13 protein-coding genes are annotated in these 12,526 nt (G+C 43.7%); 5 read left to right on the top strand and 8 right to left on the bottom strand.

Features of this window, described 5'->3' with window-relative positions:
• The first annotated feature begins 31 nt into the window (after positions 1-31).
• Positions 32-835 carry a symmetrical bis(5'-nucleosyl)-tetraphosphatase gene (locus IHV80_RS01985; protein ID WP_192889900.1) on the top strand — a complete coding sequence of 268 codons (804 nt, stop codon included), beginning with the start codon at positions 32-34 and terminating at the stop codon, positions 833-835.
• Positions 836-892: 57 nt separating this feature from the next.
• Here the strand turns inward: IHV80_RS01985 and folA are convergent, their stop codons facing one another.
• From folA to rplU, 6 genes are all read right to left on the bottom strand, one after another.
• Positions 893-1,372 (bottom strand): type 3 dihydrofolate reductase, encoded by a 480-nt coding sequence (gene folA / locus IHV80_RS01980; protein ID WP_192889899.1) that lies wholly within the window; start codon positions 1,370-1,372, stop codon positions 893-895.
• 40 nt (positions 1,373-1,412) lie between these two features.
• On the bottom strand, positions 1,413-1,886 hold the full coding sequence (locus IHV80_RS01975; protein WP_192889898.1) for a threonine/serine exporter family protein: 474 nt from the start codon (positions 1,884-1,886) through the stop codon (positions 1,413-1,415).
• Positions 1,886-2,653, bottom strand: coding sequence for a threonine/serine exporter family protein (locus IHV80_RS01970; RefSeq protein ID WP_192889897.1), 768 nt, complete (start codon positions 2,651-2,653; stop codon positions 1,886-1,888). Before IHV80_RS01970 ends, IHV80_RS01975 begins: the two co-directional genes overlap by 1 nt.
• 167 nt (positions 2,654-2,820) lie before the next feature.
• Positions 2,821-3,993: an Obg family GTPase CgtA gene (gene cgtA, locus IHV80_RS01965; protein WP_009847831.1), complete on the bottom strand. Its 1,173-nt coding sequence runs from the start codon at positions 3,991-3,993 to the stop codon at positions 2,821-2,823.
• A gap of 323 nt (positions 3,994-4,316) precedes the next feature.
• Entirely contained in the window at positions 4,317-4,574 is a 258-nt protein-coding gene (gene rpmA, locus IHV80_RS01960; RefSeq protein ID WP_004735905.1) for a 50S ribosomal protein L27, read from the bottom strand.
• Between the two features lie 19 nt (positions 4,575-4,593).
• On the bottom strand, positions 4,594-4,905 hold the full coding sequence (gene rplU / locus IHV80_RS01955) for a 50S ribosomal protein L21 (protein ID WP_004740823.1): 312 nt from the start codon (positions 4,903-4,905) through the stop codon (positions 4,594-4,596).
• A gap of 268 nt (positions 4,906-5,173) precedes the next feature.
• On the opposite strand from rplU, the gene ispB reads away from it, so the two are divergent.
• Positions 5,174-6,145 (top strand): octaprenyl diphosphate synthase, encoded by a 972-nt coding sequence (gene ispB, locus IHV80_RS01950; RefSeq protein ID WP_065101310.1) that lies wholly within the window; start codon positions 5,174-5,176, stop codon positions 6,143-6,145.
• A gap of 91 nt (positions 6,146-6,236) precedes the next feature.
• On the opposite strand, the gene IHV80_RS01945 is transcribed toward ispB, so the two are convergent.
• Together IHV80_RS01945 and mdh are read right to left on the bottom strand one after the other, a co-directional pair.
• A complete protein-coding gene (locus tag IHV80_RS01945; protein ID WP_192889896.1) occupies positions 6,237-6,428 on the bottom strand; it encodes a hypothetical protein in 192 nt (63 codons plus the stop codon).
• Positions 6,429-6,557: 129 nt separating this feature from the next.
• Complete coding sequence (gene mdh, locus IHV80_RS01940; RefSeq protein WP_010434414.1) at positions 6,558-7,493, bottom strand: malate dehydrogenase; 936 nt, start codon at positions 7,491-7,493, stop codon at positions 6,558-6,560.
• 332 nt (positions 7,494-7,825) lie between these two features.
• Here mdh and argR point away from each other — a divergent pair, with 332 nt between their 5' ends.
• The 3 genes from argR to IHV80_RS01925 all read left to right on the top strand — a co-directional run bounded on the left by argR (position 7,826) and on the right by IHV80_RS01925 (position 12,443).
• The gene (gene argR, locus IHV80_RS01935; protein WP_004735909.1) at positions 7,826-8,296 is read left to right on the top strand and encodes a transcriptional regulator ArgR; all 471 of its coding nucleotides are present in this window, start codon (positions 7,826-7,828) and stop codon (positions 8,294-8,296) included.
• Between the two features lie 343 nt (positions 8,297-8,639).
• A complete protein-coding gene (locus tag IHV80_RS01930) occupies positions 8,640-9,608 on the top strand; it encodes a TAXI family TRAP transporter solute-binding subunit (RefSeq protein ID WP_017078819.1) in 969 nt (322 codons plus the stop codon).
• A 255-nt stretch (positions 9,609-9,863) separates the two neighbouring features.
• Positions 9,864-12,443 carry a TRAP transporter permease gene (locus IHV80_RS01925; RefSeq protein ID WP_192889895.1) on the top strand — a complete coding sequence of 860 codons (2,580 nt, stop codon included), beginning with the start codon at positions 9,864-9,866 and terminating at the stop codon, positions 12,441-12,443.
• The last annotated feature ends 83 nt before the right edge of the window (positions 12,444-12,526 follow it).

Here is a 12,526-nt window from a genome sequence, read left to right as displayed (position 1 = left end):
TACACATCTCTACCACTTACAGGAAAATGCTGTGTCGAATTATATTGTCGGAGACATCCAAGGATGCTTCGACGAACTTCAGTTACTGCTTGAAACCATCAACTTTGATAAACAACAAGATACTTTATGGGTCGCCGGAGACTTAGTTGCTCGTGGCCCTAAATCCTTGGAGACGTTACGTTTTGTTCGTGGCCTTGGTTGCTCAGCAAAGGTGGTATTGGGTAATCATGATTTACATCTACTTGCTGTATCCTTAGGCCTCTTTTCAGCCAAACCAAAAGATAAAACTCAACCAATTCTTGACGCTGAAGACAGTGACCAACTGCTGGAATGGTTAAGACAACAACCCTTGATGCAAGAGCACCCAGAGTTTGTCATGACACATGCGGGCATCTCACCTCAATGGGACTTAGAACAAGCACGTACAGAGAACCGAGAAATAACGTCGTTACTTAAATCGGACCGTTGGCGATGGCTTATTGAGAATATGTACAGCAACACGCCAGATCTCTGGAGCAAAGAGTTGCAAGGCATAGAACGTTATCGCTATGCGATCAATAGCTTCACTCGAATGCGCTTTTGCTCCCCAGATGGCCAACTCGACATGACGTGCAAACTGCCGCCCAATGAAATTACTAATGAACCTTTGATACCCTGGTTTGACCTTTCACAACGCATTATGCTTGATAAGACCGTGCTATTTGGGCACTGGGCAGCCTTAGAAGGCTATTCTGGAAAAGATGTGATTGGCTTAGATACAGGATGTGTTTGGGGAGGAGAATTGACGGTACTTCGCTGGGAAGATAAAAAGTTTTTCACTCAAAATGCGCTATAGAGATAAGAGAAGTTTGCGTTACTGCTACAGTAACGCAAACGTTTTTGATTTCAGAACTTAACGCTCGAGAATCACAAACTCCATGTTGTGTTTGTTTTTCTCGTCGGCTTGATAAGTCTCACTAAAGCTCTGCTTCCAACCCTCTCCCCAACTAGGGAACTGTGTATCACCATCGACTTCGAGGTTGATATAAGTCAGATAGAGCTTATTAGCTTTAGGCAGACAGCTTTCATATATAGAACCACCACCAATGATCATCACTTCGTCAACTTCGCTGACAAGTTCTAATGCTTGATCAATTGAAGTAACGGTAGTCACTCCTTCAAGCTCTAAGCTTTCATCGCGGCTAATTACGATATTCAGTCGACCTGGCAAAGGGCGACCAATCGAATCATAGGTCTTACGCCCCATCACTACAGGTTTCCCCATCGTTGAGCGTTTAAACCATGCGAAATCTGCAGGTAAATGCCATGGCATCTGATTATCTTTACCAATTACACGGTTGTTTGCCATTGCCGCTATCATACTGATGATCATAAATAGAAAGTCCTGTCCTTACCTGAAAATAAAATTGAAGCTAGACGATAGGTCTACGACGGTAGAATAACAGCCCAGGCACCGCCAAGCCAACCGCTAGTCCCGCGATAATGAACATCGATTTTAAGAAGTTCTCCATCAACATAGCGAGCAACTCTGGGTTATACCCTGCCCTGTTGATTTCTACCATAGCGATCATCGCTTTGAACGCGAAGACTCCAGGAACCATCGGAATCAAAGCGGCGACGGTAAATACCTTTGGGTGCGCCAACAGTTTGTGTGACCAATGAACCCCGATCATACCGACAATGGTAGCCGCGAAGAACGTCGCCCACTCAATAGGAATACCGAAATGCATCATTAAGTAACGGCTACCGTGGCCAATGGATCCTCCGAGAGCACAATAGATCAACGCACGTTGTGGCACGTTAAAGACTAGTGCAAAACCGACAGCAGGTATCGCAGCAAAAAACATATCGTTCAAAAGGCCGATCAATAATTCAAAGATAGTCATTAGCTTGCCCATCCCCAAACGTCCGAAAGGCTCATCGCAGCAACAATGCCTAAGCTTGTTGCCAACGTTAATAAACTGGCCATGGTGAAGCGTGCGAGGCCCATATTAATATGGCCTTTAAGCATATCCGCAACAGAGTTAATTAAAGGGAAACCGGGGACAAGCATCAGCACAGAAGAAGCCATCACGATAGTGGGCTGACCACCAATGTTATAAAGAACCGCTTGCGCTGAAATAGTTGTCGTAACAAATGCCGTGATTGCAAAGTTTAATAGCGGATTGAAATGGCGATGACCAACCTCTTGTCTGACGATCATGCCGCAGGCTGACGCGATAAAGGTCATCATGAAGACCTGCCAATCACCGCCAGCAAGACGACTAAAAGAGGCACACGATAATCCAATCATCACGACAACCAACCAACGATTATAACGTTCTGGACTGATCCCTTGGATCTTCTTGTAAGCTAAATCATAATCAAGAATCCCTTTCTCCATCATGATACACACGCGTTGAATCTCTGTTATCACCTGCATATTAATGCCACGATCAGCACAGCTTCGAGTAGTCGTTATACAATGATCATCCATTACTGTTGTCACGACCAACGCATTGGCTGACAGTGCAACTTCAACCTCATTCACCCCACAAGCAATACCGATGCGGCGCATAATATCACCGACCAGTGTACTCTCGGCGCCGTGTGCCAATAACATTTGTCCTGACTGAGCAACTAACCTTGAGATCGCTCTTTGTTCTGATGCCATGATTTCCTTCCCATAGGCGTAAAGTATCTAGAAATAAATTCTGCATTAAAATTCGATAAGACATAATGATTTAGATACAAAAAAACCGCAATTTTCATTGCGGTTTAGTAAAACTATCAGTGTGCTTTAGAAGAAGCGACCAAAGTATTTATAAGAAACGATGAGGATTAGTCACGAACATAGATAACATGACCGTCATCTTCTTCGTCATCCCAGTCGTCCCAATCGTCGTCATCTTCAGTAACAACATTCTTACCAGCCATCGCATCTTTATGGTAGTCATCCCACATAAAGTTAACTTTTTCTTCTTCTTCGATTGCTTCAACTTCACGAGGTAGGTTCTCCATGAACTCACCCAGTTTAAAGCAAAGATCTTTCGTGCCGATCTTGTTCACAGCAGAAATCTTGAAGTACTCGCCTTCCCAACCTAAAGCTTCGACGATTTCTTGAATCTTTTCGTCCGCTTCTTCTTCAGGCATTAGATCAACTTTGTTGAATACTAACCAGCGAGGTTTCTGTGCCACTTTTTCGCTGTATTGCTCTAGCTCGTCAATAATCGTCAGTGCGTTCTGAATAGGATCAGAACCATCAATCGGCAAAATATCGATCATGTGCAGAAGAACACGACAACGCTCAAGGTGCTTCAAGAAACGAATACCAAGGCCAGCGCCATCAGCTGCACCTTCGATTAGTCCTGGGATGTCAGCAACAACAAAGCTCTTTTCAGGGACAACACTAACAACACCTAAGCTAGGGATCAGCGTGGTAAACGGGTAATCAGCAACTTTCGGTTTCGCAGCAGATACCGAGCGAATAAAAGTAGATTTACCAGCGTTTGGCAAGCCAAGCATACCAACATCCGCTAGTAGAAGAAGCTCTAAACGTAGTTCGCGAACTTCACCTTTAGTACCCATTGTCTTTTGACGAGGAGCACGGTTAACCGACGACTTAAAACGCGTGTTACCAAGACCGTGCCACCCACCTTTACCAACCATTACTTTTTTGCCATGTTCAGCAACTTCAGCAACGATTTCATTAGTGTGGATATCAACAGCACGAGTACCTACAGGTACTTTCATGGTCATATCTTTACCACGTTTACCAGTACAGTTACCACCGCGGCCATTTTCGCCACGCTCTGCATTGTAAAAACGTTGGAAACGGTAATCGATCAGTGTATTTAAGTTTTCATCCGCTTGAATGTAAACATCACCACCATCACCGCCATCACCGCCATCAGGACCACCTTTAGCGACGAATTTTTCGCGCCAAAAGCTTACTGTACCATTACCGCCATCACCGGCTTCTATTTTTACTGATGCTTCATCAACGAATTTCATTTTTTAACTCCGCACTTACGTTGCGTTACCACTCATCAAGGAGTGATATAAATTCTAGCAGATCCGTGTTTAGATCGATCACCTAAGATCTAGATCGATCTGCAACCAAGGAACAAATAAGGAGAGGTTCTTTGCTTTCTGTTTCTAAAAAAACAAACGGCTTCTTGAAACTAAATTGTTATTCAAAAACCAAACTGCTTCTCAAAACCAAAGCCAGAGCGTCTACTTTTTTATTCTCGCTATAAATAAAAAACCCTGCCGAATCGGCAGGGCTTTTGAATTCAGCTTGAAAGCTAGTATAAATAATCTAATAAAAGATTAAATTACTCAGCTTCGATGCTTACAAACTTACGGTTTTTAGGACCTTTTACTGCAAATTTCACTTTACCTTCAGTAAGAGCGAAAAGAGTATGGTCTTTACCGATGCCAACGTTTGTGCCAGCGTGGAACTTAGTACCACGTTGACGAACGATGATGTTACCTGCAAGAACAGATTCACCACCAAAACGCTTAACACCAAGACGTTTGCTTTCTGAATCGCGGCCGTTATTAGTAGAACCGCCAGCTTTTTTATGTGCCATTGTTAAACTCTCCTAATACTTAAGCGTTAATGCCAGTGATTTTCACTTCTGTGAACCACTGACGGTGACCAGCTTGCTTACGCGAGTGCTTACGACGACGGAATTTAACGATTTTTACTTTATCGCCACGACCGTGTTGTACTACTTCTGCAGTAACCTTGCCACCTTCAACAAGAGGTGCACCAACAGCGATTTCTTCGCCGTTAGCAACAAGAAGAACTTTATCAAATTCTACAGTTGCACCAGTTTCAACGTCTAATTTCTCTAAACGAAGTGTTTGACCTTCGCTTACTCGGTGTTGTTTGCCACCAGATTGGAAAACAGCGTACATATTTTACTCCGCTTTTTCCGCACAGCCTATGGTTGTTAATTCTACAACTCGGGTGTGCGCTAAACTAATCAATAGGGCGCAGATTCTACGGGAATCATGCCGCTATGACAAGCCATATTTTTAAAATATTGGCGAAAACATGTTCGCCAAAGAAAAGTGCGGCAATGATGCCTTTAAGTGATGTATTAATCAACGTTTTTTAGTGTATTATTCAACAATTAAATACAACGTATAAGCCTTACAGGGTCTAACTTCAGCCGGATGAACAATGGATTTTAAAGCTATCCAAACGCTTACTGCCAATGATATGGCAAAAGTGAATGAAACAATTCAAGCCCAACTTAATTCTGACGTAAGTTTAATCAACCAGCTTGGTTTTTATATCGTTAGCGGTGGTGGCAAACGCCTACGCCCTTTGCTTGCTCTTTTATCAGCTCGTGCACTTGGTTACCAAGGTGAGGCTCATATCACCTCAGCCGCCTTTATTGAGTTTATCCACACAGCAACACTGCTTCATGATGATGTTGTCGACGAATCGGACATGAGACGTGGCAAAGCTACAGCGAATGCTGCTTTTGGTAATGCAGCTAGCGTTTTGGTTGGTGATTTTATTTACACCCGCTCATTTCAGATGATGACGACGCTAGGATCCTTAAGGATCCTTGAGCTAATGAGCGAATCAGTAAACGTGATTGCCGAGGGTGAAGTTCAACAATTGATGAACTGTAATAACCCAGACACCACAGAAGAAAGCTACATGCAGGTGATCTATTCAAAGACCGCTCGCTTGTTTGAAGCCGCAACCCAAATCGGCGCGATTCTTACAGAGTCTTCACCTGAAATCGAAACGGCGATGCAAAACTACGGTAAGTACCTAGGAACTGCATTCCAGCTTATTGATGATGTGATGGACTACACCGCTGATGGTAAAGAGATGGGTAAAAATGTTGGTGATGACCTAGCAGAAGGTAAACCGACGTTACCGTTGCTTTACGCAATGCGTAATGGCTCACCAGACCAAGCGAGCATGATTCGTGAAGCGATTGAAAAAGCCAATGGTATGGAACGCCTCGACGACATTATGTCTGTAATGAAAGAGACAGGCTCGTTAGAGTACACGACCAATAAAGCCTATGAAGAAGCTGATAAAGCTATAGCTGAGCTGTCTATTCTTCCTGATTCAGAATATAAGCAAGCTTTAACTACGCTAGCTCACCTTGCAGTAAAACGTAGCAAGTAAATAGAAGCTAAGTAGACAGCTATATAATAAAAAATAATAAAAAAGAGCCTAACGGCTCTTTTTTTGATCCTGCTAGGTTTTACTTTGAGTTTCAATATCGACTCGATTCTAATGATAAAGGTAATTGCGCCTCGATCTCTTCAAGTTCTTCCAATGGAACCGCATATTGCTTATGACTGTTGTAAGACTCAAACAAAGCGAACTGCTCTTGCTCATCGATAACCAATATCTTATCCAAGCGGCCTAGATAGTTAACATTCATTCCCTTTTGTACTCTAGTCATAATCCAATCCCCTAATTCTTCGTGGTTAGAAAAAGATTATGAGCGGGTTGAATACAAGGATCAAAAAAGCCGATCACAATGATCGGCTTTCGTTAACTGTCTTTTTAGCAGAGTTCTGTTACCTATCGCTTATTTAGCGAATTCAACACCAATCTCAATATCGCCATTTAGCGTTTCTAGCATGCTGTCTAGTGCATTGCGTTCGAAGTCGCTCAGTTCACCGTAGCTAAGGATCGCTTCTGCGCCCTCTTTGCCAAGTTTAACTGGTTGTGCGAAGAATGGTGCGTGCTCGCCTTCACCTTCAACGTAGGCACACTCAATCACGTTCTCTTCGCCTTGAAGTGCTTTCACTAGAGCAAGACCGAAGCGACAAGCCGCTTGACCCATAGATAGAGTCGCACTACCGCCACCCGCTTTAGCTTCTACTACTTCAGTACCCGCATTTTGGATGCGAGTTGTTAGCGCTGCGATTTCTTCATCAGTGAACTCTACGCCTTCAACTTGAGAAAGAAGAGGAAGGATCGTAACACCAGAGTGACCGCCGATAACTGGAACACGAACATCGCCTGGATCTTTATCTTTCAGTTCAGCAACGAACGTTTCAGAACGAATGACATCAAGAGTCGTAATACCGAATAAACGACGCTTGTCGTAAACGCCCGCTTTCTTAAGTACTTCAGCAGCGATTGGCACTGTTGTGTTTACTGGGTTAGTAATGATACCAACACAAGCAGTAGGACAAGTAACTGCAATTTTCTCAGCTAGAGACTTAACAATGCCAGCGTTCACATTGAAAAGATCCGCACGATCCATACCAGGTTTACGAGCAACACCCGCAGAAATAAGCACAACATCCGCACCTTCAAGTGCTGGAGTTGGATCTTCACCCGCGTAACCTTTGATCGAAACAGGTGTTGGGATATGGCTAAGATCGGCAGCAACACCCGGGGTTACCGGAGCTATGTCGTAAAGTGCAAGATCTGAACCAGCAGGCAGGCGGTTCTTTAGTAGTAGGGCTAGGGCTTGACCGATGCCACCAGCGGCACCAATAACAGCTACTTTCATTGTTATTCTCCTTGAGAGATTTCTCTTATAGATTCTTTGTAGAGTAATTCTTGAGCTAAATTTAAGTTAAAAAACTATATTAATCACAAAGTGATTACAATCAATTAACGCCAGCTTTGCGACTTCGCGCAAGTCAATAAAACCGTGCCACACAGCGAGTTGGCATTATGGGGATAATCATCTGAAATAACAAAATAAGTCGCCACTAATAACACATTATTCTATTAAATTTTTACAGTGATATGACTAACAAATTACCGTGATATTTTGGCTAAGATTGAATATGTATGCGAGAATATGCAGATATCTTTATTAATGAATAAGAATGACATATGCGCAATACAGAAAAACAAGACAACTTAGTTCGTGCTTTTAAATCATTATTAAAAGAAGAACGTTTTGGTTCGCAAGGCGAGATTGTCGATGCCCTCAAACATGAAGGTTTTGAAAGCATCAACCAATCTAAAGTTTCGCGTATGTTAACTAAGTTTGGCGCTGTTCGAACGCGCAATGCAAAAATGGAGATGGTTTACTGTCTTCCGGCTGAACTTGGCGTCCCGACAGTTTCAAGCTCTTTAAGAGAGTTAGTGTTAGATATTGACCACAACAATGCATTAGTTGTGATACACACAGGTCCAGGTGCTGCGCAGCTTATTGCTCGTTTATTGGATTCATTAGGTAAGTCAGAAGGCATACTGGGCGTAGTCGCAGGCGATGACACTATCTTTATTACTCCAACCTTGTCAGTGACCACTAAGCAACTGTTTGATTCAGTGTGCGAACTGTTTGAATACGCTGGATAATTGCCCATAGTTTCATAACCATCACAGCTACTAATGGATCACGAACATCTATTCGCTTCGTGATCCAAATCACATCCTAAGATATCCATCCCCTCCCCTCTTAATAACCACTAAACCATTGATTTTAAAAAACTCAATAGCAAATTAAACACGAGATCTAACCGTCATTTGTTAGATTTTTTAGCTATATCTTTTAACATTTGAGTAATTTTCTGCCAATTTTTGATATTATTCAGCCACTTTTTCATCACATGGATTGAAAAAGGTGCCGTTTCCAAATAGGAAACTCCAGAAACGACTACACTTGTTTCAGGGTTAATAATGAATAAAGGAAGGGAAATTCATGGCATTTACCAAACTTATTAAAGTTGGGGCTATTGCAGCTGCTGTAATGGGCGCTGGCGCAGTTAACGCTCAAGAGTTCATCACAATTGGTACTGGTTCAGTAACGGGTGTTTACTACCCAACTGGTGGTGCTATTTGTAAGCTTGTGAACAAAGGCCGCAAAGACCACAACATTCGTTGTTCTGTCGAGTCTACTGGTGGTTCAATCTACAACGTTAATACCATCCGTGCTGGTGAACTAGATTTCGGTGTTGTTCAATCGGACTGGCAATACCACGGCTACAACGGTACAAGTAAGTTCAAAGATCAGGGCGAATACAAAAAACTTCGCGCTATGTTCTCTCTACATACAGAACCGTTCAACATCATCGCTCGTACCGATGCTGGCATCAACAATGTATCTGACCTAGCTGGTAAGCGTGTAAACATTGGGAACCCAGGCTCTGGTGACCGTGCAACGATGGGTGTTGTAATGGACGCTATGGGTTGGACTAACGATAGCTTCAAGCTTGCTTCTGAACTAAAAGGTTCTGAGCGTTCACAAGCACTTTGTGATAACAAGATTGATGCATTCATCTACATGGTTGGTCACCCGAACGGTTCAATCAAAGAAGCAACGACTTCTTGTGATGCAAAACTGGTTTCAGCAACTGGTCCACAGATCGACAAGATCGTAGCTGAAAACCCATACTACGCATACAGCACAGTTCCAGCTGGTATGTACCGTGGTACAGATGCTGACGTAAACAGCTTCGGTGTTGCTGCAACTATGGTAACAACGTCTGACGTTTCTGATGAAGTCGCATACAACGTTGCTAAAGCAGTATTTGAAAACTTTGCTACATTCAAACGCCTGCACCCAGCATTTGCGAACCTGAAGAAAGAAGACATGGTTAAAGCGGGTATCTCAATCCCTCTTCACCCTGGCGCAGTAAAATACTACAAAGAAGTAGGCCTTCTAAAGTAATTCTACTTTAAGCCTACTCTACCAATAAGGAGGCGTGTCCTCCTTATTGGCTTTTCACGTTTTATAAAAATAACCCAAGTGAAAAGAGACAAACCTTTAAGTTTCTCCAATTTGGCGAACTTACCTTCGTATCAAGCCTAAGACAAAGACGAACAAAAAACGCATTTCCCTATCGATTCACTACACTAGATAGGAGATAAATAACGTCTCGTTGTTCGTAAGAAAGGCAGACCATCAATAATAAGGATAAAGTACATGACGCAGACAACATCACCGTCTCCAGATGTGCAAGAAATGGTGGCACAATCAGACACTGGTGCGCGTAGCCCTCGCGGTATCCAAGGCCGTATTTTATGGTTTGTGCCTCTATGTTGGTCATTGTTCCAACTTTGGTATGCTTCTCCGCTGCCGTTCATTTTTAACTTCGCAATTTTAAACGACACTGAAGCTCGAGCAATTCACCTTACTTTTGCCATCTTCCTAGCCTTTACCGCTTACCCAGCCATGAAAAACTCGCCTCGGGATAGAATTCCTGCGGTCGACTGGATATTAGCGCTTGTAGGTAGTTTTTCAGCTTCTTATATCTATATTTTCTATACGGAATTAGCCGGTCGTTCGGGTGCACCAACAACATTCGATATTGTTGCGGCTGTGTTCGGTATGGTTCTACTGCTTGAAGCAACTCGACGTGCTTTGGGCCCACCTCTTATGGTTGTGGCAGCAGTATTCTTACTTTACACCTTTGGCGGTCCTCATATGCCAGACGTGATTGCCCATAAAGGTGCGAGCCTGAACAAGGCAATGTCACATCTATGGCTAACGACAGAAGGTGTATTCGGTGTTGCTCTTGGCGTATCAACATCATTCGTATTCTTGTTTGTACTGTTTGGTGCAATGTTAGAGCGTGCAGGTGCAGGTGCTTACTTCATCAAAGTCGCATTCTCCTTGCTTGGTCACATGAAAGGCGGCCCAGCGAAAGCAGCCGTTGTTGCATCTGGCCTATCCGGTCTAGTGTCTGGTTCATCTATTGCTAACGTGGTAACCACGGGTACTTTCACGATCCCTCTAATGAAAAGAGTCGGATTCTCAGGTGAAAAAGCCGGTGCTGTAGAAGTTGCCGCTTCAACCAATGGTCAATTAACCCCACCAATCATGGGTGCTGCTGCATTCTTGATGGTTGAATATGTGGGCATCTCGTACGTAGAAGTTATTAAAGCGGCGCTATTGCCTGCTCTTATCTCTTACATCGCCCTGATTTACATTGTTCACTTAGAAGCATGTAAAGCAGGCATGACTGGCCTACCTCGTCGTCACACACCAACTATCGTACAGAGCCTACTGTCTTTCACTGGTACCATTTTAGGTCTATGTGTCATCAGTGCTGCGGTTTACTACGGTGTCGGCTGGACGAAAGATGTGTTTGGCGATGCAGCAACTCCAATTGTTACCATTGCTCTATTGATCGCTTATGTTGCCTTGGTTCGAGTTTCAGCAAAATATGCGGCTGAAGGCGGCATGGACATCAATGCTGAGCTAACAGAAGTACCAGATCCAGGCCCAACCATTAAGTCTGGTTTACATTTCCTACTGCCTATCGTGGTTCTTGTTTGGTGTCTGACTGTAGAGCGCTTCTCTCCAGGTCTTTCTGCCTTCTGGGCAACTGTATTCATGATCTTCATTTTGATCACACAGCGTCCTTTGATGACTCTGATGAACAAATCGGACGATCTTGCAGAGCAAACAAAAGCAGGTTTCGTTGACCTATTAGAGAGCTTGGTTTCAGGCGCTCGTAACATGATCGGTATCGGTGTAGCAACAGCTGCAGCGGGTACGGTTGTCGGCGTGGTAACTCTAACGGGTATCGGCTTGGTAATGACGGACTTTGTTGAGTTTATCTCAGGCGGTAGCATCATCCTTATGCTGCTATTCACTGCGGTAATCAGCTTAATCCTAGGTATGGGCTTACCAACAACGGCAAACTACATCGTTGTATCAACGCTGATGGCTCCGGTAATTGTTACCTTAGGTGCGGCGCATGGCCTAATCATCCCTCTGATTGCGGTTCACTTATTCGTGTTCTACTTCGGTATCTTAGCCGATGATACACCTCCGGTTGGTTTGGCAGCCTTTGCGGCCGCCGCAATTGCAAAATCAGACCCGATCCGTACTGGTATTCAGGGCTTTACCTACGATATCCGGACAGCAATATTGCCATTCATGTTCATTTTCAATACCCAACTACTATTGATGGGCATTGATTCTTGGTGGCATCTATTCCTCACTATCTTCTCTTCTGTGACTGCAGTACTTATCTTTGCAGCCGCAACGCAAGGTTGGTGGTTTACCAAGAACAAATGGTGGGAAACGATCCTATTGTTAGTTCTAACTTTCTCTTTCTTCCGCCCAGGCTTCTGGTGGGACATGATTTATCCAGAGAAAGTTCTTTCGCCTGGAGTTGAGATCGCTCAAATCACAGAAGGTTTATCTGTGGGACAATCTCTTGAGTTAAGAGTGGGTGGCGAAAACTTAGAAGGTGACTATTCTGAGAAGACGGTTCGCCTTCCATTTGAAGATTCTGCGACAACAAGTGAAGACCGCATTGCTTCAATGGGCTTAATGCTGACGAAATCTGAAGGCAAGATGATTGTCGACATGGTTGAGTTCGGTAGCCCAGCAGAAGCGGCTGGTATTGACTTTGATTGGGAAATTAAATCAGTTATCCAAGACGCAGAAAGACCAATGAAAGAGTGGGTATTCTTACCATCCCTACTGATTCTAATTGGCTTAGCGATGAACCAAAGAAGGCGTGCTCGTAAGGATGAGATTAGCGCGTAATGGATAGAGCCAAGTAGCGCTCAACTCTATTTGGCTTTATTACATGGAAAGGATAATCACAGCGCTTGGTCAATACTAAGCGC

Origin of the sequence: Vibrio bathopelagicus (genome assembly GCF_014879975.1) — a bacterium.
In the GTDB taxonomy this organism is placed as follows: Bacteria; Pseudomonadota; Gammaproteobacteria; order Enterobacterales; family Vibrionaceae; genus Vibrio; species Vibrio bathopelagicus.
The sequence above is the reverse complement of the archived record's forward strand: the minus strand, read 5'-3'. Positions and strand labels throughout refer to the sequence as shown.